Annotated in this window: 16 protein-coding genes and 1 pseudogene; 4 read left to right on the top strand and 13 right to left on the bottom strand. The window is 66.9% G+C overall.

What is annotated here, in order from left to right; genetic code table 11:
* Positions 1-106: 106 nt before the first annotated feature.
* Entirely contained in the window at positions 107-1,750 is a 1,644-nt protein-coding gene (locus ASD28_RS09660) for an acid phosphatase (protein ID WP_056126719.1), read from the bottom strand.
* A 190-nt stretch (positions 1,751-1,940) separates the two neighbouring features.
* Here ASD28_RS09660 and ASD28_RS09655 point away from each other — a divergent pair, with 190 nt between their 5' ends.
* Positions 1,941-3,311 carry a S41 family peptidase gene (locus tag ASD28_RS09655; RefSeq protein ID WP_056126716.1) on the top strand — a complete coding sequence of 457 codons (1,371 nt, stop codon included), beginning with the start codon at positions 1,941-1,943 and terminating at the stop codon, positions 3,309-3,311.
* A 271-nt stretch (positions 3,312-3,582) separates the two neighbouring features.
* Here the strand turns inward: ASD28_RS09655 and ASD28_RS09650 are convergent, their stop codons facing one another.
* Entirely contained in the window at positions 3,583-5,103 is a 1,521-nt protein-coding gene (locus ASD28_RS09650) for a CYTH and CHAD domain-containing protein (protein ID WP_056126714.1), read from the bottom strand.
* Between the two features lie 303 nt (positions 5,104-5,406).
* On the opposite strand from ASD28_RS09650, the pseudogene ASD28_RS09645 reads away from it, so the two are divergent.
* Together ASD28_RS09645 and ASD28_RS09640 are read left to right on the top strand one after the other, a co-directional pair.
* Positions 5,407-6,716: pseudogene (locus ASD28_RS09645) on the top strand (RNA-guided endonuclease InsQ/TnpB family protein).
* Between the two features lie 111 nt (positions 6,717-6,827).
* On the top strand, positions 6,828-7,043 hold the full coding sequence (locus tag ASD28_RS09640) for a hypothetical protein (RefSeq protein WP_056126712.1): 216 nt from the start codon (positions 6,828-6,830) through the stop codon (positions 7,041-7,043).
* Between the two features lie 9 nt (positions 7,044-7,052).
* Here ASD28_RS09640 and ASD28_RS09635 read toward each other — a convergent pair whose 3' ends face one another.
* From ASD28_RS09635 to ASD28_RS09615, 5 genes are all read right to left on the bottom strand, one after another.
* On the bottom strand, positions 7,053-8,006 hold the full coding sequence (locus ASD28_RS09635; RefSeq protein WP_056126710.1) for a hydroxymethylglutaryl-CoA lyase: 954 nt from the start codon (positions 8,004-8,006) through the stop codon (positions 7,053-7,055).
* The gene (locus ASD28_RS09630; protein WP_056126733.1) at positions 8,003-9,214 is read right to left on the bottom strand and encodes a CaiB/BaiF CoA-transferase family protein; all 1,212 of its coding nucleotides are present in this window, start codon (positions 9,212-9,214) and stop codon (positions 8,003-8,005) included. Before ASD28_RS09630 ends, ASD28_RS09635 begins: the two co-directional genes overlap by 4 nt.
* A 16-nt stretch (positions 9,215-9,230) precedes the next feature.
* A complete protein-coding gene (locus ASD28_RS09625) occupies positions 9,231-10,508 on the bottom strand; it encodes an MFS transporter (protein WP_229412151.1) in 1,278 nt (425 codons plus the stop codon).
* A 191-nt stretch (positions 10,509-10,699) separates the two neighbouring features.
* Positions 10,700-11,596, bottom strand: coding sequence for a LysR substrate-binding domain-containing protein (locus ASD28_RS09620; RefSeq protein ID WP_056126732.1), 897 nt, complete (start codon positions 11,594-11,596; stop codon positions 10,700-10,702).
* Positions 11,597-11,616: 20 nt separating this feature from the next.
* Positions 11,617-12,588 carry an AraC family transcriptional regulator gene (locus tag ASD28_RS09615; protein WP_056126704.1) on the bottom strand — a complete coding sequence of 324 codons (972 nt, stop codon included), beginning with the start codon at positions 12,586-12,588 and terminating at the stop codon, positions 11,617-11,619.
* A gap of 90 nt (positions 12,589-12,678) precedes the next feature.
* Between ASD28_RS09615 and ASD28_RS09610 the strand changes: the two genes are divergently transcribed.
* Positions 12,679-13,512 carry an oxidoreductase gene (locus ASD28_RS09610; RefSeq protein ID WP_056126703.1) on the top strand — a complete coding sequence of 278 codons (834 nt, stop codon included), beginning with the start codon at positions 12,679-12,681 and terminating at the stop codon, positions 13,510-13,512.
* Positions 13,513-13,589: 77 nt separating this feature from the next.
* Here ASD28_RS09610 and ASD28_RS09605 read toward each other — a convergent pair whose 3' ends face one another.
* The 6 genes from ASD28_RS09605 to ASD28_RS09580 all read right to left on the bottom strand — a co-directional run bounded on the left by ASD28_RS09605 (position 13,590) and on the right by ASD28_RS09580 (position 21,239).
* Positions 13,590-14,363 carry an enoyl-CoA hydratase gene (locus ASD28_RS09605; RefSeq protein ID WP_056126701.1) on the bottom strand — a complete coding sequence of 258 codons (774 nt, stop codon included), beginning with the start codon at positions 14,361-14,363 and terminating at the stop codon, positions 13,590-13,592.
* A gap of 78 nt (positions 14,364-14,441) precedes the next feature.
* Positions 14,442-15,638, bottom strand: coding sequence for an acetyl-CoA C-acyltransferase (locus tag ASD28_RS09600; protein ID WP_056126699.1), 1,197 nt, complete (start codon positions 15,636-15,638; stop codon positions 14,442-14,444).
* Between the two features lie 29 nt (positions 15,639-15,667).
* The gene (locus ASD28_RS09595) at positions 15,668-18,085 is read right to left on the bottom strand and encodes a 3-hydroxyacyl-CoA dehydrogenase/enoyl-CoA hydratase family protein (RefSeq protein WP_056126697.1); all 2,418 of its coding nucleotides are present in this window, start codon (positions 18,083-18,085) and stop codon (positions 15,668-15,670) included.
* Positions 18,086-18,255: 170 nt separating this feature from the next.
* Positions 18,256-20,046 carry an acyl-CoA dehydrogenase C-terminal domain-containing protein gene (locus ASD28_RS09590; protein WP_056126695.1) on the bottom strand — a complete coding sequence of 597 codons (1,791 nt, stop codon included), beginning with the start codon at positions 20,044-20,046 and terminating at the stop codon, positions 18,256-18,258.
* Positions 20,047-20,081: 35 nt separating this feature from the next.
* Positions 20,082-20,711, bottom strand: a complete 630-nt coding sequence (locus ASD28_RS09585; RefSeq protein ID WP_056126731.1) for a TetR/AcrR family transcriptional regulator — start codon at positions 20,709-20,711, stop codon at positions 20,082-20,084.
* Positions 20,712-20,855: 144 nt separating this feature from the next.
* Positions 20,856-21,239, bottom strand: a complete 384-nt coding sequence (locus ASD28_RS09580; protein ID WP_056126693.1) for an RNA-binding S4 domain-containing protein — start codon at positions 21,237-21,239, stop codon at positions 20,856-20,858.
* Between the last annotated feature and the right edge of the window lie 7 nt (positions 21,240-21,246).

Genomic DNA, 21,246 nt, shown 5'->3' with positions numbered 1-21,246 from the left:
ACAGCTATGCATGCACCAGCTTTTTTCACCGGAAGCTAACAGCAACCCCGTCCACCTACAAGAAAAATATGTGGGGAAGGGTCAGGCTCTGACCCCGAATTGTCGTTCAGCGGAAGCTCAGCGCACCGGTCAGGTCGCCCGGCGGACGCGCCCCGCGCGCCGCGAACGCCGCATTGCGTGCGGCCAGGCCTTCCAGCAGCGGCAGGCCGTGCAGGCGCGTGATGAAGCGCAGGATCGACGTCGTGTCGTAGAAGTTGTGGTCGACGGCGCCCTTCTTCGCGTACGGCGAGATGACGATCGCGGGGATGCGCGAACCCGGGCCCCAGCGGTCGCCCTGCGGCGGCGCGACGTGGTCCCACCAGCCGCCGTTCTCGTCGAAGGTGACGACGACGACCATGTCCTTCCATTGCGGCGACTTCTTGAGGTGCTCGATCACGTTGGCCACGTGGGCATCGCCGGACTCGACGTCCGAATAGCCCGCGTGCAGGTTCAGATTCCCTTGCGGCTTGTAGAAGCACACGGCGGGCAGCTTGCCTTTGACGGCGTCGGCGATGAATTTGTTCGAGATCGGGCTGTCGCCCATGCCGCCGTCGCGCAGGTGTTCGGCGCGCGCCGCGGTGCCCGGTCCGAACTGCCTGAAATAGTTGAGCGGCTGGTGATGGAACTGGAAGTTCGGCCGTTCGCCTTCGCCGCGGCCGTCCAGCGCCGCCTGCCATGCACCCGCATACCACGCCCAGCTGACGCCCTTCCCGGACAGCAGGTCGCCGATCGTTCGATACGTTTGCGGCGGCAGCACGGCCGGGTCCTGCGGATCGGCCAGGTGCGCATCGCCGCCCGGCGCCGGGCGCACCCAGCTCGGCTGGAACGGCGGCGCCATCGTGTTGACCGCGTAGCCGTCCGGCGTGATCGCGCCGTTGTTGACGAACTTCGGCTTGCCCTCCAGCGCGGACTTCGGCGAATCCGGCGCGAGCGCGAGGCGGACGCCCGTCGGGCCGTCTTCCAGCACGGCGATCTTCTTCGCGGCCGGCGTCGACGCCGCATCGAAGAACTCCGGCACGCGGCCGCTGATCAGGAACTGGTGGTTCAGGTAGGAGCCGCCGAACGCGCCCATGAAGAAGTTGTCGCACAGCGTGAATTCGCGCGCGATCTGCCACAGGCCCAGGTTCTTCGACGTCTCGCCGTAATGCCCCATCGTCAGCGCGCCGTTGTCGCCCCACGCGACGAAGCCGTCGTTCTTGCCGCCGTTGATCTGCATCTGGTTCTGGTAGAACAGGTGCCACAGGTCGCGCGTGATGATCGCTTCGGGCAGCGGCTTGCCGGCGGCGTCCGTCAGCCTGAAGGGCGCGTTCGGCAGGTGCTGGATGTCGTCTTCCCTGATCAGGTAATCCTTGCCGCCGATGTTCTGGCGCGCCGGCACCATGCCGCCCCAGATCTTCGGCAGCTCCGGCAGGACGCTGCCGTCGCGGTCCTTCTGCGGGACGGCGTTCGCCGCCGGCAGCGGTTGTGCGAGACCGGGGAAGTCGGCGAACAGGTTGTTGAAGCTGCGGTTCTCCAGGTAGATCACGACGACGTTCTTGACGTGCGCCTTCAGCTTGGCGTCCAGCGAGCCGGCGACCGGCTTGACGGCCCTGGCGGCGGGCTTCGCCTCGCTGGCCGGCGCGATCGATGCCGACAGGCCCACGGCGGCGGCGGCCTGGAAGATGCGGCGGCGCGCAGGGCTGGCGGGGTGGTCGTCGTCGTGATCCTGCATGGCGTTCTCCTGGGGCGCAAAGCATCGATTATCTGTTCTTTTTGCCATCAGGAAAAGAAAAAAGCCCGTCAATACGGGCAAAAACGACAGCAATCGCTTACAACGCCTTAACGCCGATTTACCCCCCTTTAACCGCGCTTAACACCGCCGCAAGCCAGAATCCTGGGAACGAATCGACGAAAGGAACACCATGAAACGCACCGCGCTCGCCGTCCTCGGCGCCCTCTCCCTGGCCTGCGCGCCCCTCGCCCACGCCGACGACACGGCAACGCCCTCCCTGAAGCTGCCGCAGGCGCAGGTGGAACGGCTGCTGGAGGTCTACGCCCTGATCAAGCAGAACTACGTCGGCGAGGCCGACGACAAGGCGCTGTTCGACGGCGCCCTGTCCGGCATGCTGGCCGCGCTCGATGCGCATTCGCGCTACCTGGACAAGGACGCCATGCGCGACGTCGGACGCGAGAACAGCGGCGAGTACGTGGGCATCGGCATCGAGGTCGAAGGCGACCGCAAGCAGTTGCGCGTGGTGTCCGCCACCGAAGGCTCGCCGGCCGAACGCGCGGGCATCCGGGCGGGCGACACGATCGTCTCCGTGGATGGCGCACCCGTCGCCGCGATGGCCAACGACGACGTCGCGCGGCGCATGCACGGCGCGCCGGGCACCGTGGTCGCCGTCGGCATCGCGCGCCGCAACAAGGTCGAGACGCTGCGCATCACGCGCGCCGACCTGCACAACGACACGGTGCGCGTGAAGATGGCGGCGCCGGGCCTCGCGTGGATCCGCATCTCGGAATTCGGCGGCGCCACGGCGGCCGACCTCGCGGCGGCCCTGAAAAAACTGGACAACCCGCGCGGCCTGATCCTCGACCTGCGCAACGACCCGGGCGGCCTGGTGTCGACGGGCGTCGCGGTCGCGGGCGCGTTCCTGCAGCCGGGCACTGTGCTGTTCTCGGCGCGCGGACGCGAACCGGGCGCCAACGCCACCGTCACCGTCGACGAGCGCTACTACCGCCAGCAAGGCCAGCCCGACGTGCTGGCCGGCCTGCCCGCGTGGGCCCGCACCGTGCCGCTGACGGTGCTCGTGAACGGCGCGTCCGCGTCGGCCGCGGAACTGGTCACGGGTGCCCTGCAGGACCAGCACCGCGCCACCGTCATCGGCACGCGCACGTTCGGCAAGGGTTCGATCCAGTCCGTCATCGGACTGGACGCGGACAGCGGCATCAAGTTCACCGTGGCGCGCTACTTCACGCCGAACGGCCACGAGATCCAGGCGCGCGGCGTCACGCCCGACATCGTCGTGACGCCGGCCGTCGCCGCCGACGACGACCTGCTGCTGCGCGAAGCGGATCTCGCGAAGCACCTGCCCGCGACGCAGCCGCTCGGCACGATGGCCGAAGCGAAGCGCGAGCCGGTCGAGTCCACGCGCACGTTCGGCACGCGCGACGACAAGGCCCTGCAGACCGCGGTGGCTGTCCTCACGCCCGAAAACAAGCGTTCGTCCACGCTCGCGGCCCTGTTGCGCCGCTGGAGCGGTGCGCCGCTGGCGGCGACCGCCGCGCCGTAACGATCACGTCACAATCCCGCGTCAGAATACGCATCGCTCCCAGGGAAGAGAGCACATGGCGGCTCGGCCGCCCTACCGGCGCCGGCGGTCGGGAAACATACCGGCACCAACACACCGTCGTTTCCGGCACGGCCGGAAACGACTTCTCGCGAAAGCGGGAACCTATGCTGAAGTTCTGCAGTCGGTACGTCGGAAGCATGCTGGTGCTTCCGACGTTCCGACTCCTGTTGCTCAGTATGGATTCCCGCGTGCGCGGGAACGACACGGCGTCTCAGAAGCCAGCCCTGGCGCGCAGACTCTCCTTGACGTGTCGGCGCGCGCGCGGCATCGCATCCAGCGCGCGCGCAGCCAGCACGCCTTCGATGAAGCCGAGCAGCCCCGCCTCCTGCGGCACGCGGTCGCGCAGTTGCGCGACCAGTTCGCGCGCGACGAACGCATCGTTGATCTCTCCCAGCTCGTCCTGCATTCCGCTCAAGAGATCGTGCCGTTTCGTCGCCTTGCGGTCGTGCGACAACGCGGCGAAGAACTCGCGCGCATAACGTTCCTTCTTGGCCGCGATGCGCACCTTGTGCAGGCAATCCGGCCGTTTCAGGTCGTAGCCGCGGGCGCGCTTGCGCACGCGCGCTGCCGCGTGCTGCACGAGCTGCGGCGCGGCCTTCGCGATCTGTTGTTCGAGCGGGTCGGCCGGCAGCGCAGTATGCTGCCAGCCCTTGCCCGCGATCCAGCCGCCCAGCGCCAGCATCAGGGTCGTGTAGCGCGGGCTGCCGACGGCCGAGCGCACGCGCGCCCGATGACGCTCCGCCTCCTCGCGCGCCGCCGCTTCCACGCGCGCCAGCGACGGCTTCTGTTCCTCGGTCAGCGGCAGGCGGGGCAGCACGGATTCGAGGAACACATCCCAGTTGCGCGCGTCGCCCAGTTCGCCGGCGAGCCATTCGATGTCGGCCGCCAGCGGTTCCGGCAGCGTCACGAGCCCGTCGACCATGTCGTGCGCCGCGCGCAGGCGGCGCAGGCCCACGCGCATCTGGTGCAGGCTCTCGACGTCGCCCGCCAGCACGCCCCGTTCGTTGGCCTGCATCTGCTGCAGGCAGTTTTGCAGGATGCTGCCCAGCGCCTCGCCCAGCGTGGCCTTGCGCTTGAGCGTCACGGGCGTGGCCTTGACGGCGTGCGCCTTGTCCTCGGTCGCCAGCGCATAGCCGCGCTCGGCCTTGCTGATGTTCTCGATGCGCACGGGTATCGCCTCGTGCACCCGCTGCGCCAGTTCGTACAGGCAGGCCGGATCGCCATCCTTCACTTCGAGCTCCAGCTCGCGCACGGCGGTCTTGCGCTCGCCGCGCTGCAGTTCGCCCACGTCCAGCGCGCACTCGACGTGCGTGCCGTCCGGCAGGGCCAGCATCCACGTCGTGCGCTTCGTGCGGTTGACGAAGACCGGCTCGGGGGCGAGCTGCTGGCCGTCCAGGCTGTGGGCGAGATCGGGCAGGGCTTCACGCAACTGCTTGCCGAACAGGTCCTGGTCGGGCACTTCGGACGCAATCTCGGCTTCCAGCTCGGTTCTCCGGTGCAGGCCGGCCACGGCGCTGCCGCCGCCCTTCAGGGTCTGCACGTGACGCGCGCCGGCGCTGCGCACGCGCAAGGCAAAACCATGCTTCCACAAGTCGAAGGCGCCGGTGTCGAAATAGCGGTCGACGTGTTCCTGGTCGCGTGGCTTCGATACGGCGTGCTCGCGCAGCACGGCGGATTTTTTCAGCTGCGCGGCGCTCGTCGCGCCCACGGCCAGTTTGATTTCACATTCCATCGGAGTCTCCTGTCATCCATCCTCTTACTGTAGCGCATCGCCTTCGAGGTCGACACACGAATCGGCGCTCACGTACCCGCATTGGATCAACACTGCGCGCAAGCGCGCGTGATGCAGAACAGGCCGGCGCTGGCCACACGCGCGCGTTCTACTGGGCCAACACGGATGTCTGGGAGTACGACTTTAGTCAAACTAAAAATAATTGAACGTGTCCAATCGTGATCATGGAACAGACGATTTCGAGCAGACTGTACAGTCTGCGCAACTTCCACCGCCAGCTGCGCGCGGCCCTGGAGAGCGAATATGCTGCTGGCGCACCGGATCAGGATTGACGCGACAGCGATCCAGCGTGATTATTTTGCGCGCGCGGCCGGCACCGCCCGCCGGGTCTGGAACTGGGCGCTAGCCGAGTGGAACCGTCAGGCCGCCTGTGGCCTGCGGCCAAACGCGATGGCACTCAAGAAGGTGTTCAATCGCATCAAGTATTCGGATCCCGACTGGCCCGACGCCGACGGCAAGCCGTGGCTGCGCGCCATCCACCGCGACGCCCATGCCCAGCCGTTCGCCAACCTCGCAAAGGCGTGGAGTCGTTACTTCGAGCAGCGCCGCGCCAGCCAGCCGGCGCACGCGCCGCGCTTCAAGAAGAAGGGCCGTTCAGCCGACGCCTTCTATTTGGCAAACGACAAGTTCCGGCTCGAGGGACGCAGTGCCGTGCTGCCGAAGGTGGGCCGCGTCGCGCTGCGGGAAGCGCTGCGTTGGGACGGCAAGATCATGGGCGCGAGTGTCTCGCGCGAAGCAGGTCACTGGTACCTGGCGGTTCAGGTCGACGTGCCGGACCACTTGACCCGGCGACGTCGCACGGGTGACGCCGTCACCGGCATCGACCTGGGCGTGACCAGCGCTGCCACGCTGTCCAGCGGCGAGAAGATCGCGGCGCCACGGCCGTTGAAGGCGGCGCTGCGGCGCCTGCGCATCCGCTCGCGCCGGCAGTCGCGCAAGCTCGATGCGGCCAAGGCCGCGGCCGGGATCGTCGGCCGTATCGGCAAGGGCACGCGCCTGCAGGCGTCGAAGAACCGGACCAAGGGTGCGCTGGCCCTGGCGCGGCTGCATGCGCGCATCGCGCGCGTGCGCATCAGGCGCTGGTGATCGAAGACCTGAACGTGCGCGGCATGCTGGCCAACGCGCGCCTCGCACGCGCGATCGCCGATGTCGGCTTTTACGAATTCCGACGCCAGCTGACGTACAAGTCGGGGCGCTACGGTACGCACATCGTGCTTGCCGACCGCTGGTACCCGTCCAGCAAACTGTGTTCGGGTTGCGATACCCGCAACGGGGTGCTGGCGTTGGGCGACCGGGCGTGGACCTGCGCCGGTTGCGGTGCGCGGCACGACCGCGACGTGAACGCGGCCATCAACCTGCAACGGCTCGCCACCGGCGCCTTCGCGGCGCGCACGGCGCTACCCGAGGCGAGCCAGGCGGTAACGCGTGGCACTGCCGCCGGCCTGGGGCCGGCGGGAGGCGGGGAAGTCACGCCGGTCAGGCACGAGCACGGTCAGCAGGACGGCTCGGGGCAGGAAGAGAACGCTGTGCACATTTGCACGCGAAATCGATAGCAGACCGACATCCGCGATAGCGACCAGGGCGGTAACGACCGCCACTGGGCCGACGCCATCGACCTGTTCTGGATCGAAACCTGTGGCAACCACGACGATGCGTGCCGCGTCGTGCTGATTTACGACACGCCCGCTACGGAATGGCTCGCCAATTCGGCGGCGATCCCGCAGTTCGGCTACCTCGACCTAGGCAAGCGCGAGTCGCAACGCGTGCTGGCCGTGCGCGCGACGGAACGGGCCTACCTCGACCTGCCCGTGTACGGCAGCGAGATCGTGGCCGGGCACGGGCGGACGGAGATCGCGCGTTGCGAGCGGGCGATACGCTGACGGGAGCGCTCAGGCCGCCGGCCGAGGGTGCAGGTCCAGCCTGCGGCCGGCCTTGACGATCTGGCTGGGCACCTCGTGGCCGACGAGGTCCTGCAGGCGAACCGCCGCCTGCAGCAGCCTGGCCAGGTCGACGCCGGTGTCGTAGCCCATCAGCTGGAGCGCGTGCACGACTTCCTCCGTGCACACGTTGCCGGTGGCACCGGGCGCATAGGGGCAGCCGCCGATGCCGCCGAGGGACGCGTCGAAGCGGTCGGCACCCGCGTCGATGGCGGCCAGCACGTTCGCGAGGCCCATGCCGCGCGTGTTGTGGAAGTGCAGCGTGAGTTCGATGCCGGGCCAGCGCGCGCGTACGGCTTCCGTCAGCGCGCGCACCTGGGTCGGATAGGCCATGCCGGTGGTGTCGCACAGCGTGATGCCCTGCACGCCCAGTTCGTCGACGAAGCGGGCGCACCAGTCCATCACGTCCTGCTGCGGCACGTCGCCTTCCATCGGGCAGCCGAAACTGCACGACAGCGACACGTTGACGGCGATGCCGTGGCGCCGCGCCAGTGCCGCGACGTCGGCCAGTCCGGCGAAGGATTGTGCACGCGTCATGCGCAGGTTGGACAGGTTGTGGCTTTCGCTGGCCGACATGACGAGATTCATCTCGACCACGCCCGCCGCGACGGCACGCTCGGCCCCGCGCACGTTCGGTACGAGAGCGCTGTAGACGACGCCCGGTGCGCGCGCGATGCCGGCGAACACGTCGGCCGCATCCGCAAGCACCGGCACGGCCTTCGGCGACACGAAGGAGCTGACCTCGAGCTTGGCGAGTCCCGCGCCCGACAGCAGGTCGGCCAGGGCGATCTTGTCGGCCGTCGGCACGAAGCGGCATTCGGCCTGCAGGCCGTCGCGCAGGCCGACTTCCTGGATGTGTATGCGGCGGCCGGCGATCCGGCGGCCGGCGCCAGTCCAGGCACTCATGCGACCACCTTGCGCGCGCGCAGCGCCGCGATCTGGTCCTCGGTGAGGCCGATCTCGCGCAGCACGGCATCCGTGTCCTCGCCCAGCCGCGGCGCCGCCGAGCGCACGCTGCCCGGCGTGCCCATCAGCTTCGGCACGATGCCCGGCACTTCCACCTCGTAGCCTTCCCGCGTCTGCTGCGTCAGGATCATGTCGCGGGCCCGGTAGTGCGGGTCTTCCGCGATGTCCTTTGCCGTGTAGACCTTGCCGGCCGGGACTTTCGCCGCGCCCAGCACGTCCAGCACGTCCGCCACGGTACGCTCCGCCGTCCACGCACCGATGGCCGCATCGATCTCGTCCACGCGCGCGACGCGGCCCGCATTGTTCGCGAGGTCAGTCGCGTCACCCAGGTCGGGCCGGCCGATCGCCTGCATCAGGCGCTTGAAGATGCTGTCGCCATTGCCCGCGACGAGCACATAGCCGTCGACGCAGCGGTAGGCGTTCGACGGGGCGATGCCCGGCAACGCGCTGCCCGCGGCCTCGCGCACGGCGCCGAACGCGCTGTATTCGGGGATCAGGCTTTCCATCACGTTGAACACGGCTTCGTGCAGCGCGACGTCGATCACCTGCCCTTTGCCGCCGTTGACCTTGCGGTGGTACAGCGCGGTCAGCACGCCGATGGTGCCGTGCAGCGCGGCCAGGGTGTCGCCGATCGAGATGCCGCAGCGCACCGGCACGCGGCCCGGCTCGCCGGTCAGGTGGCGCAGGCCGCCCATCGCTTCGCCGATCGCGCCGAAGCCCGGCAGGTCGCGATAGGGTCCCGTCTGGCCGTAGCCGGAAATGCGCAGCATGACGAGGCCGGGATTCAGTTCGGACAGCACGTCCCACCCCATGCCCCAGTTTTCCAGCGTGCCGGGACGGAAGTTCTCGACGAGCACGTCGGCTTCGGCGATCAGCTTGCGCGCGATGTCCTGCCCTTCCTCGCTTCTCAGGTCGAGGGCGAGCGAGCGCTTGTTGCGCGACTGGACCTGCCACCAGACGGAGGTGCCGTCCTTCATCATGCGCCAGTTGCGCAACGGGTCGCCCGCGCCCGGTGCCTCGATCTTGATCACGTCGGCGCCGAAATCGCCCAGCGTCTTGCCGGCGAACGGGCCGGCGATCAATTGTCCCATCTCGATCACGCGCACGCCCTGCAGGGCGTTGGCGGACATCGTGCCTGAAGCCGTCATGCTCATCTTGTCCTCGTCAGTTTGCAGATTGTTCGCGCTGGCGCAGCCGTTCGGGCAGGCCGAACGCCAGCACACCGGCGCAGACCACGCTCAGCGCCGCGATCACGTACAGGGCGGGCGTCGTGCTGCCGGTGACGTCCTTGATGCGTCCCACCATCACCGGGCTGACGATGCCGCCCAGCTGTCCCAGCGTATTGATCAGCGCGATGCCGCCCGCCGCGCCGGCGCCCGTCACCAGTTTCGGGGGCAGCGCCCAGAACGCGGGGATCGACGCTACCACACCCGCGCCCATCACGGCCAGTGCCGCGACCAGCAGGCCGGGTTGGTGGTCGAACAGGCCGGCGCCGCAAAAGCCCACGGCGCCCAGCAGCACGAGCCCGATCACGAACTTCGTGCGCTCGCCGCTGGCGTCCGACAACCGGCCCACGGCCACCATCGCGATCGCGCCGCACAGGTAGGGCACCGCCGTGAGCAGGCCGATGGTCGTCGGGCTCGTGGTGCCGGCGCTGCGGATCATGTGCGGCGCCCAGAAGTTCAGGCCATAGGAACTCACCTGGATCAGGAAGTAGACGAGGCCCAGCGTGAAGAAACCCGGCGTCTTGAGGGCGCCCAGCAGCGAGTGGCTGCCGATGCTCCGGTTCTGTTCGGCGATGCGCGCGGCCAGCAGCGCGCGTTCCGCGGGCGCAAGCCAGGACGCATCCTCGACGCGGTCCTTCAGCACGAGGAACACGACGGCGCCCAGCAGCACGCACGGCAGGCCGCCCACGAGGAACAGCCAGTGCCAGCCGGACATGCCCAGCACGCCGTCCAGGTGGGCCAGCACGAGACCGGCGGCCGGTGCGCCGACGAGGCCGGAGAATGCCGACGCGAGGAACAGCATCGACGTGATGCGGCCGCGGTAGGCGGTCGGGAACCATAGCGTGAGGAAATACAGCACGCCGGGCGCGAAGCCGGCCTCCATGGCGCCGATCAGGAAGCGCAGCACGTAGAACTGCCACTCGGTCTGCACGAGCGCCATCAGCGCGGTGGCAAGGCCCCACGAGACCATGATGCGTGCGATCCAGCGCCGCGCGCCGACCTTGTACAGCATCATGTTGCTGGGGACTTCGAACAGGACGTAGCCGACGGAGAACAGGCCGGCCCCGAGGCCGTACGCCGTGTCGGACAGCGACAGGCTGCTCTGCAGCGCGAACTTGGCGAAGCTGATGTTGATGCGGTCGAAAAAGGCGAACAGGTAGCAGATCATGATGAGGGGCATGATGCGCCATGCCACCTTCGCCACGATCCGCGCCATGTCCGGCACGGCGGCGTCGGCCGCGCCCGCCGGGGCGGAAAGAATCTTGCTCATTGTTGTCTCCGGATGGATAGTCGTCGAATGAAACACGCTCTTGGTGGCGTGATGGTGCGATTCTGGCAGCACTCCCCCAGGCGCGGAATGATCAAGGTGTGAACCCCGCTTTCGCGTTTCGCGAAAGCTCCCCGGTGCTACGCCCCGGCGCCCAGATGGTCGACGAGCAGGCGCGCGTGGCGCGGCAGGGTTTCCAGGTCGCGCACGCCGATCAGGAGCTGGCGCCGCGCCCATGCATCCGTCAGCGGGATCTGGCGCAGGTTCAGCGAGCGCACGAGCGCGCGCACGGCGTCGGCGGGGAGCACCGCGACGCCCAGGCCGGCGGCCACCATCTGGCACATCGCATCGAAGCTGCGCACCTGGATGCGCACGCGCAGGCGCCGGCCCATCGCTTCCGTCTCGGCCTGCAGGCGCTGCGCCAGCGAGGTGCCCTGCGACAGGCTGACGACATCGAAATCCGCCGCCTCCTCGAAGCCCAGGCTGCGCCGGCGCGCGAGCGCATGGCCGGCCGGGACCACGAGCACGAGGCGGTCTTCGCGATACGGCATCAGGTGCAGGCCGAGGGCCGGGGTGCGGTCGGCGAAGATGCCGATGTCGGCGCGGCCCTCCAGTACGCCCAGCACGATCTCGTTGCTGTTGAGCTCAGCGAGCTCGATCCGGATCGCCGGGTTGGCCCTGGCGAAGGCGGCGATGTCGGCCGGCAGGAACTGGGTGATGGCGGAGGTATTGGCCCACAGGCGCGCCACGCCCACGATCCCGCTGGCGTGGTCGTGCAATTCGGCGGCGAGGAGGTTCACGTCGCCGAGGATGCGCTGCGCGTGCCGGGCGAGCGCCAGGCCGGCCGCGGTGGGCGTGATGCCGCGCGAATGGCGCTCGAACAGCGCGGCGCCGACGGCGGCCTCCAGGTCGGAAATCCGCTTGCTCGCCGCCCCGACGGCCAGGTTGGCGAGCAGCGCGCCCTTGCTGATGCTGCCGGAGCGCACCACGTGGCTGAACAGGGACAAAGAGACGAGGTCGAGGCGGTGCAGGTTCATGAAACCATTGTGCACCAGGTTCAGTGCGACGACACGAATTCGGCGCCGGGAAACGCCGGCGGAATGGCAAAGGTTGCCCGCATCCGTTTGGCCTCCGCTGCCGGGGCCAAGCCGAACAGCCGCCGGAACTCGCGGCTGAACTGCGATGGACTCGTATAGCCCACCGCGTGGCACGCCGCTTCCGCGGTCAGGTCCCGGCGCACCATCAGCAGGCGCGCCTGGTGCAGCCGCGTCGACTTCAGGTACTGCATGGGCGACGTCTGCGTGATCGCCTTGAAGTGGCTGTGGAAAGCTGGAATGCTCATGCCCGCTTCCCGCGCCAGCTGCGCCAGGTCGAGCGCTTCCGCGTAATCGGCATGGATGCGGCGCAACGCCCGGCCGATCTTTCCGTACTGGCCTTTCAGCGCGAGCGCCTCGCGCATCGAACGTCCCTGCGCGCCGGTGAGCACCCGGAAATACAGTTCGCGCAGCAGGCCCGGCCCCAGTACGGCCGCCTCCAGCGGCCGGTTCAACGCTTCCAGGAAACGCAGTACCGAGCCACGCATGTCCGCATCGATGGGGCTCGACAACATGCTCTGCGGCGCCTGGGCAGGTTCGGCCGAGGGATGGCGGTCGATGTGCAGCATCAGGTCCGCGGCGACGGCGAAATCGAGGTGCAGGTACAGCGCGAGCAGCGGCTGCGCCGGCGTCGCATCCGTCTCCATGTCGAACGGCACGGGCACGGAGACCGCCAGGTAATGCTGCGCATCGTAAACATACAGTTTGTCGCCGAAGTAGCCGCGCTTGCGGCCCTGGCAAACGATCACGATACCGGGATCGTAGAGCACCGGCGTGCGCGTCAACGCGCGGTCGGAACGCAGGATCCGCACGGTAGGCAGCGCCGTGAGGTTGTAGCCCTCGTTCGGCGCCAATGCGCGTAGCAGCTCGACCATGCGCCGCTGCGCGTGGCCGGATGGATCGTCGCTTTCATCCGCGGCTGTCGGCTTTGGCATAGTTTTAGGCAAGAAAAACAGTCGACTTTGGCTTATCTGGTGATGCCACCAAGAATAACATGCGGCCTTCATCAACTCGGAAAAGACGACATGACACCCAATAAACTCCTGCTGATCACCGGCGTCAGCAGCGGCTTCGGCCGCGCTCTTGCGCAACAGGCGCTGGCCGACGGTCACCGCGTGGTGGGCACGGTCAGGAACGCGCAGGCCGCGGAAGCGTTCGCGGCAATGTGCCCGGCGCGCGCCCACGCGCGCATCCTCGACGTGACGCAATTCGATGCAATCGACGGCGTCGTCGCGGACATCGAAGCGAACGTCGGCGCCGTCGATGTCCTCGTCAACAACGCCGGCTACGGGCACGAAGGCATCCTGGAAGAATCGCCGCTGTCCGACATGCGCCGCCAGTTCGACGTCAACGTCTTCGGGCCGGTCGCCATGATGAAAGCCGTGCTGCCGTTCATGCGCGCCCGCCGGCGCGGCCATATCGTCAACATCACGTCGATGGGCGGCTACATCACGATGCCCGGCATCGCCTACTACTGCGGCAGCAAATTCGCGCTGGAAGGCATCTCGGACACGCTCGCCAGGGAAGTCCGCCCATTCGGCATCGCCGTGACCGCGATCGCACCAGGCTCATTCCGCACCGATTGGGCCGGCCGCTCGATGCAGCGCAGCGCACGCTCGATTGCCGACTACGACGCGCTGTTCGACCCGGTGCGCAAGGCGCGTGAGGACAAGAGCGGCAAGCAGCCGGGCGATCCGGCCAAGGCGGCCCGCGCGATACTGGCCGTGATCGAGGCAGACGCGCCGCCGACGCACCTGCTGCTCGGCAGCGACGCGCTGCAACTGGTGCGGGGCAAGCTGGCCGACCTGGGGCGCGATCTGGATGCCTGGGAAGAGGTCTCCGTCTCGACCGACGGTTGATGGCGCGCCCAATGCCAGTCACTCAAGCCACAAACTCGTCGTTCCCTAACTGAATGGCATTGATGGCACGCCCGGGTTTAATCGAACTTCGAAAAATCCGGCTTGCGCTTCTCGAAGAACGCCGTGAAGGCTTCCTTGGCCTCGGCACCGGTCAGCATGGCACTGAACCGTTCGTTCTCCGCCGCGATGGTGTCTTTCACCAGCGCTGCACGCGAGCGCTTCATCAAGGCCTTGGTCGTGCGGATCGACGCCGCCGGCAGTTTCACGAGTTTGGCGGCCTGCCCTTGCGCGAACGCGAGCAGCTCTGCGGCCGGCAGCACGCGCGCCACGATGCCCATCTCGAACGCTTCCTGCGCGCCGAAGGCTTCGCCCAGCATCAGCTTTTCCGCCGCGCGGGTGTAGCCGGCCGATTGCGCGACGAGCAGCGACGACGCGAATTCCGGGCACAGGCCCAATTGGGAAAACGGCATCGAGAACCTGGCGTTGTCGGCGCAGTAGACGAGGTCGCAGTGCATCAGCAGCGTGGTGCCGATGCCGACGGCCGCGCCGGCGACGGCCGCGACCACCGGCTTGCTGCAGCCTTCCAGCGCGCGCATGAACTGGAACACGGGACGGGATTCCGTCATCGCGCCTTCGCCCACGTTGTGCAGGAAGTCTTCCAGGTCGTTACCGGCCGTGAAGATCTCGGGTTTGCCCGTGATGAGGATCGCGCGGATGGCGGGGTCGGTGTCGGCCGCGCGCAGCGCGTCGGCCATGGTCGTGTACATGGCGCCCGTGATGGCGTTCTTGCGTTCCGGGCGGTTGAATTCGAGGGTGAGGATGCCGTCGGCGGTGGTGGTCAGGATGTCCATTCGGTGTCTCGCTTGTTCGTATAAAAAAAGGGTGGGAACGGTTGTGCCGCACCCACCCTTCCGTTCACGTCGTGTGGATTACACGCGTTCGATGATGCCCGCCGCGCCCATGCCGGCGCCGACGCACATGGTGACCATGCCGTACTTCAGGTTGTTGCGGCGCAGGGCGTGGACGACGGTCGCGGCGCGGATCGCACCGGTCGCGCCCAGCGGGTGGCCCAGGGCGATCGCGCCGCCCATCGGGTTCACTTTGCTGGTGTCCAGGTTCAGGTCGCGGATGACGGCCAGTGCCTGTGCCGCGAAGGCTTCGTTCAGTTCGATCCAGTCCAGCTGGTCCTGGGTGATGCCGGCGGCGGCCAGCGCTGCGGGAATCGCGACCTTCGGACCGATGCCCATGATCTCCGGCGGCACGCCGCGCACGGCGAACGACGAGAACTTGGCCAGCGGGGTCAGGTTGTGCTCGCGCAGGATCTTCTCGCTGACGACGATCAGCGCGCCGGCGCCGTCCGACATCTGCGACGACGTCGCGGCCGTCACGCTGCCCTTGGCGGCGAAGACCGGCTTGAGCTTCGCCATGCCTTCCATGCTGGCGTCGGCGCGCGGGCCTTCGTCCAGGTCGACGGTGCGGCGCTTGACCTTGATCTCGCCCGTCGCCAGGTCCGGCGTGCGGGTGACGATTTCCACCGGGGTGATCTCGTCCTTGAACAGGCCGGCCTGCTGGGCGGCGATCGCCTTGCGGTGCGATTCCAGGCCGAAGGCGTCCTGATCTTCGCGGCTCACCTTCCACTGGGCGGCGACCTTCTCGGCCGTCAGGCCCATGCCGTAGGCGAGACCCACGTTCTCGTCCTTGAACGTCTCCATGTTGATCGACGGGTGGTGGCCCATCATCGGCACCATCGACATCGATTCGACGCCGCCGGCGATCATCACGTCGGCCTCGCCGACGCGGATGCGGTCCGCGGCCATGGCCAGCGCCGTGATGCCCGAGGCGCAGTAGCGGTTGACGGTCACGCCGCCGACGGTGTTCGGCAGGCCCGCCAGCACGACGGCGTTACGGGCCACGTTGAAGCCCTGCTCCGCTTCCGGGAACGAGCAGCCGACGATGGCGTCGACGATCAGCGCCGGGTCCAGGTTCGGCACGGCGGCCATCGCGCCGCGGATGGCGGCCACCAGCAGGTCGTCCGGACGGGTCTTGTTGAAGAAGCCGCGCGGCGCCTTGCCGATCGGGGTGCGGGTCGCTGCGACGATGTATGCGTCTTGAAGTTGTTTGCTCATGTCAGTAGTCCTTAGTGTCCGCGCCGCGATCAGTTACGCACCGGTTTGCCGTTTTGCATCATGCCCATGATGCGTTCCTGGGTCTTCGGATTGTTCAGCAGCGAAACGAATGCCTTGCGTTCCATGTCGAGCAGCCACTGCTCGGACACGACGCTGCCCTGGTCGATGTCGCCACCGGAGACGATCTCCGCGATCGTGTCGCCCAGCTGGTAGTCGTACGCGGAGATGAAGCCGCCGTCGCGCATGTTGACCAGCTGGCCGCGGATCGTGCCCCAGCCGTAGCGGCCGGTGACCGTGACCGGGCGGCGCAGCGGTGCGCGGTAGCCGGCGTCGAACATCGAGCGCGCGGTGACCTTCGCCACGTGCAGCAGTTCGTACGGGTTGAAGACGATGACGTCGTCGTCCTTCAGGTAACCCATCGCCTTCGCTTCCAGGGCCGATTTCGACACCTGCGCGGTGGCCGCGTTGGTGAAGCCGGTCTTCAGGAATTGCAGGATGTCGTTGCCCTTCGATTCATTGGCCGCGCGCACTGCCGCTTCCTTCAGGCCGCCGCCGGCCGGCACCAGGCCGACGCCCACTTCCACGAGGCCGATGTACGACTCGATCGAGGCGACGCGCTTCGATGCGTGCAGCGCCATCTCGCAGCCGCCGCCCAGGGCGAGACCCGCCACCGCGGCCACGACCGGGATGTTCGAGTATTTCATCGCCATGAACGTGTCCTGCAGTTCCTTGACGATCGGGTCCATCGCTTTCGCGCCGCCCGCCATGAAGGCCGGCAGGGCCGATTGCAGGTCGGCGCCGGCCGAGAACGCGCCGCCGTCGGCCGCATCGGTATTCCAGATCACGATGCCCTTGAAGCCCTTCTCGGCTTCGGCCAGCGCGCGCTGGATGCCCTTGATGACGCCGTCGCCGATCACGTGCATCTTCGTCTTCAGCGAGATGACCAGCACCTCGTCGCCCGAGTGCCACAGGCGCACGGAATCGTCTTCGAACACGGTGGTGCCGGCGGTCTTCGGATCGTCGCCGCCCGCGCCCACGACCGGTGCGCGGAACTGCTGGCGTTCATAGACCGGCAGGTCGGAACGCGGCACATAGGCGTTCTTCGTGACGGAGTACGAACCTTCCGGCGTGTGCACGCCCTTCTCCGCAACCGGGGCGCTGAACACCCATGCCGGCAGCGGTGCATCGGTCAGGGCCTTGCCCGCTTCGATGTCTTCCTTGACCCACTGGGCGATGGTGTTCCAGCCGGCGGCCTGCCACGTTTCGAACGGGCCGACGCTCCAGCCGAAGCCCCAGCGCATCGCGAAATCGACGTCGCGCGCGTTGTCGGCGATCGAGTCCAGGTGGAAGGCGATGTAGTGGAAGGCGTCGCGGAAGATCGCCCACAGGAACTGCGCCTGCGGGTTGGTCGATTCGCGCATCGCCTTGAATTTCTTGACCGGGTCCTTCTCTTTCAGGATGCGTGCGACGATGTCGGCCGCCTTGGCGCCGCCCGGCACGTATTCGCCGGTGGCGGTGTCCAGGCGCAGGATGTCCTTGCCGACCTTTTTATAGAAGCCGGCGCCGGTCTTCTGGCCCAGCGCGCCCTTCTCGATCAGTTTGGCCAGCACGTCCGGCGTCTTGTACACGCCGAAGAACGGGTCGTCCTGCAGGTTGTCCTGCATCGTCTTGATGACGTGGCCCATCGTGTCCAGGCCGACGACGTCCGCCGTGCGGAACGTGCCCGACTTGGCGCGGCCCAGCTTGGCGCCGGTCAGGTCGTCGACGACGTCCACGGACAGGCCGAATTTCTCGGCTTCGTGGATCGTGGCCAGCATGCCGAAGATGCCGACGCGGTTGGCGATGAAGTTCGGCGTGTCTTTCGCACGCACGACACCTTTACCCAGCACGGACGTCAGGAAGGTCTCGAGCTGGTCGAGGATTGCCGGCTTCGTGGCGGCGGTCGGGATCAGTTCGACCAGGTGCATGTAGCGCGGCGGGTTGAAGAAGTGCACGCCGCAGAAGCGCGATTTCAGCTCGGCGTCGAAGCCTTCGGCCAGCTTCTCGATCGACAGGCCCGACGTGTTCGACGCGAAGATAGCGTTCGCGCCGATGTGCGGGGCGACCTTCTTGTACAGGTCGTGCTTCCAGTCCATGCGCTCGGCGATGGCTTCGATGATCAGGTCGCAGCCGGCCAGCACGTCGAGGTTGTCCTCGTAGTTGGCGACTTCGATCAGGGCCGCGTCTTCCTTGTTGCCCAGCGGGGCCGGCGACAGCTTCTTCAGGTTCTCGATGGCCTTCAGGACGATGGCATTTTTATTGGCGTTACCGCCGGAGCCTTGCTCCGGCTTGGCCGGCAGGTCGAACAGCACGACCGGGACCTTGGCGTTGACGCAGTGCGCGGCGATCTGCGCGCCCATCACGCCGGCGCCCAGCACGGCGACTTTCTTGACGATGAAATTGGACATACTCGTGATCCTTTGGTTAGTTGTCGGCTCCGGCACTGCCGGAGCCGACTTCCCGCGGAGGCGGGAACCCAAGTTTGCATGCGCAGACACTGCGCGGAACTTGGATCCCCGCCTGCGCGGGGATGACGGGTCAATGTAGCGTTCGTACTTGGTTGTACGTGATGGTTTTACTAAAACAGGTCGGCGTCCAGCGCCATCAGGTTCGACGAACCCGAACGTGCCTGGCGGATCAGCATCGCGGTTTCCGGGTACAGGCGGGCGAAGTAGAAGCGTGCGGTCGCCAGTTTCGATTCGTAGAACTTGTCGCCCGAATCCTTCTTGGCCAGCGCGATCTTCGCCATCTGCGCGAAGAAGTACGAGAACACCATGTGGCCCACGACGCGCAGGTAAGGCACGGCGGCGGCGCCCACTTCGTCCTGGTTCTGGAAGGCCTTCATGCCGATTTCCATCGTCAGCTTGCCGACCTTCTCGCCCAGTTCGCCCAGCGGGCTCACGAATTCGGACATCTGCTCGTCCAGGCCGTTGTCTTCGACGAACGCCTTGATCTTCTCGCCGAACGCGCGCAGCTTGGCGCCGTTGTCCATCAGGATCTTACGGCCCAGCAGGTCCAGCGACTGGATCGTGTTGGTGCCTTCGTAGATCATGTTGATGCGGGCGTCGCGCACGTACTGCTCCATGCCCCACTCGGCGATGTAGCCGTGGCCGCCGTACACCTGCATCGCTTCCGACGTGGCGATCCAGCCGTTGTCGGTGATGAAGGCCTTCACGACCGGGGTCAGCAGCGCGACTTCGCCGGCGGCTTCCTTGCGGACTTCTTCGTCCGGGTGGTTCAGTTCGCGGTCGATCTGCAGCGCGACGTACGAGGTCAGCGCGCGCGCGCCTTCGGCATACGCCTTGGCGGTCAGCAGCATGCGGCGCACGTCCGGGTGGACGATGATCGGGTCAGCCGGCTTGTCCGGTGCCTTCGGGCCCGACAGGCTGCGCATCTGGATGCGGTCCTTGGCGTACACGAGCGCGTTCTGGTACGCGACTTCGGTCAGGCCCAGCGACTGCATGCCGACGCCCAGGCGGGCGGCGTTCATGAACACGAACATCGCGTTCAGGCCCTTGTGCGGCTGGCCGATCAAGGTGCCGATCGCGCCGTCCAGGTTCATCTGGCAGGTCGAGTTGCCGTGGATGCCCATCTTTTCTTCGATGGCGCCGCAGGTGATGCCGTTGCGGGCGCCGACCGAACCGTCGGCGTTCGGCAGGAACTTCGGCACGAGGAACAGCGAGATGCCTTTCGAGCCTTCCGGCGCGTCCGGCAGGCGGGCCAGCACCAGGTGGACGATGTTTTCCGACATGTCGTGCTCGCCGGCCGAGATGAAGATCTTCGAACCGGTGATGCTGTAGGTGCCGTCGGCCTGCGGTTCGGCCTTCGTGCGCAGCAGGCCCAGGTCGGTGCCGCAGTGCGCTTCGGTCAGGCACATCGTGCCGGTCCACTCGCCCGAGACGAGCTTCGGCAGGTAGAACTTCTTCTGGTCGTCGGTGCCGTGTTCCTTCAGGCACTCGTACGCGCCGTGCGACAGGCCCGGGTACATGGTCCATGCCTGGTTCGACGAGTTCAGCATCTCGTAGAACGAGTTGTTCAGCGAGACCGGCAGGCCCTGGCCGCCGTATTCCGGATCGCAGGCCAGCGCAGCCCAGCCGCCTTCCACATACTGTTTATAGGCTTCCTTGAAACCCTTGGGCGTGGTGACGGTCTTGGTGGCGGCGTCGTAGTGGCAGCCTTCGCGGTCGCCGCTGTGGTTCAGCGGGAACAGCACTTCCTGCGTGAATTTCGCGCCTTCCTCCAGCACCTGGTTGATGATGTCGGCGTCGATCTCCTGGTACGCCGGCAGGTTCTTGAATTCTTCGGTGACGTTGAGGAACTCGTGCAGAACGAACTGCATATCACGAAGTGGCGCGACGTACTGACCCATGGTTGTTCTCCTGACAGGTGAATATTTTGTGTGAATTACTGGGCGCTGGCGGTATCCGCCTGGCTGTTTTGCTTGTTGGGATTGCGGTAATCTTCGACCAGGCGCGCGAAGCCGCGGTGTGCGCGGTCGACCGTGCCCGGGATGCGCAGGAAGCGCGCATCGTGGTGCACCGCCAGCACGAGGCCATACATCTCGTACACGAGTTGCTCGGGGTCGGTGCCAGGCTTCAGGTCGCCGCAGTCGATCGCCTGTTGCGCGCAGCGCAGCAGGGCGCCCTGCCACGTGCGGACCATGGCGACGAGTTCTTCGCGGATCGGCCCCGGGCGGTCGTCGTATTCGACGGCACCACTGATATAGATGCAGCCGGACGCGATCTCGACCGAGACGCGCTTGAGCCAGCGATTGAACATCGCCTCCAGGCGCGGCAGGCCGCGGGATTCTTTCAGGCTGGGGAAGAAGACTTCCTGCTCGAAGCGGCGGTGGTACAGCTTGAGCACGTCGATCTGCAGGTCTTCGCGCGACCCGAAGTGCGCGAACACGCCCGATTTGCTCATATTCATGCGGTCGGCCAGCAGGCCGATCGTCAGGCCTTCCAGACCGTCGCGGCTGGCGAGCTCGAGCGCAACATCGAGGATGGCGGCCCGCGTCATCTCGCCCTTGCGCATGCTCATGCTTTTCGCTGTCGTATTAATAATATGCCTCGCGTAAGAGAGGATTTAATCTGATCGAAAAAATCCGAACGCTCGTACTATTATCTACCAGCCGTGAAATGTCAAACGGGAACTTAGAGGCGACGTTCTAGTGTGTCGTCAGCCGCCCGCACGGGTGATGGCGCGGCGGTCGCGCTTGGTCGGGCGGCCCTTGATCGTGCTGCCCGGTTCGGGGAACAAACGGCGTGCTTCCTGATCGTTTTCCCTACGGACGATACTCTCTTCCGTCTCGCGGTACAACGCCTGGGCGACGGGTGCCGGCCCACGCTTGTCGGACAGGCCCAGCACGACCACCTCCCAGCGGTTCGAACCGTTGTCGATGAAAATCTTATCATCGACTTTCACGGAGCGGGCGGGTTTGACGGGCTCGCCGCCGATCCGCACGCGGCCCCGGTCGACCGCATCCGCCGCCAGCGAGCGCGTTTTAAAAAAACGCGCGGCCCACAGCCATTTGTCGATCCTTACGTTGTCACTCTCTGTCATAGCGTCT

Origin of the sequence: Massilia sp. Root133, from assembly GCF_001426525.1 — a bacterium.
GTDB lineage: Bacteria > Pseudomonadota > Gammaproteobacteria > Burkholderiales > Burkholderiaceae_D > Telluria > Telluria orientalis.
This window is presented reverse-complemented; position numbering and strand designations above follow the sequence as displayed.

Bases quoted from the DNA above. Each gene is read 5' to 3' on its own strand.
- ASD28_RS09660 (WP_056126719.1), bottom strand. From the start codon at position 1,750: ATGCAGGATCACGACGACGACCACCCCGCCAGCCCTGCGCGCCGCCGC.
- ASD28_RS09655 (WP_056126716.1), top strand. From the start codon at position 1,941: ATGAAACGCACCGCGCTCGCCGTCCTCGGCGCCCTCTCCCTGGCCTGC.
- ASD28_RS09650 (WP_056126714.1), bottom strand. From the start codon at position 5,103: ATGGAATGTGAAATCAAACTGGCCGTGGGCGCGACGAGCGCCGCGCAG.
- ASD28_RS09635 (WP_056126710.1), bottom strand. From the start codon at position 8,006: ATGAGTGCCTGGACTGGCGCCGGCCGCCGGATCGCCGGCCGCCGCATA.
- ASD28_RS09630 (WP_056126733.1), bottom strand. From the start codon at position 9,214: ATGACGGCTTCAGGCACGATGTCCGCCAACGCCCTGCAGGGCGTGCGC.
- ASD28_RS09625 (WP_229412151.1), bottom strand. From the start codon at position 10,508: ATGGCGCGGATCGTGGCGAAGGTGGCATGGCGCATCATGCCCCTCATC.
- ASD28_RS09620 (WP_056126732.1), bottom strand. From the start codon at position 11,596: ATGAACCTGCACCGCCTCGACCTCGTCTCTTTGTCCCTGTTCAGCCAC.
- ASD28_RS09615 (WP_056126704.1), bottom strand. From the start codon at position 12,588: ATGCCAAAGCCGACAGCCGCGGATGAAAGCGACGATCCATCCGGCCAC.
- ASD28_RS09610 (WP_056126703.1), top strand. From the start codon at position 12,679: ATGACACCCAATAAACTCCTGCTGATCACCGGCGTCAGCAGCGGCTTC.
- ASD28_RS09605 (WP_056126701.1), bottom strand. From the start codon at position 14,363: ATGGACATCCTGACCACCACCGCCGACGGCATCCTCACCCTCGAATTC.
- ASD28_RS09600 (WP_056126699.1), bottom strand. From the start codon at position 15,638: ATGAGCAAACAACTTCAAGACGCATACATCGTCGCAGCGACCCGCACC.
- ASD28_RS09595 (WP_056126697.1), bottom strand. From the start codon at position 18,085: ATGTCCAATTTCATCGTCAAGAAAGTCGCCGTGCTGGGCGCCGGCGTG.
- ASD28_RS09590 (WP_056126695.1), bottom strand. From the start codon at position 20,046: ATGGGTCAGTACGTCGCGCCACTTCGTGATATGCAGTTCGTTCTGCAC.
- ASD28_RS09585 (WP_056126731.1), bottom strand. From the start codon at position 20,711: ATGCGCAAGGGCGAGATGACGCGGGCCGCCATCCTCGATGTTGCGCTC.
- ASD28_RS09580 (WP_056126693.1), bottom strand. From the start codon at position 21,239: ATGACAGAGAGTGACAACGTAAGGATCGACAAATGGCTGTGGGCCGCG.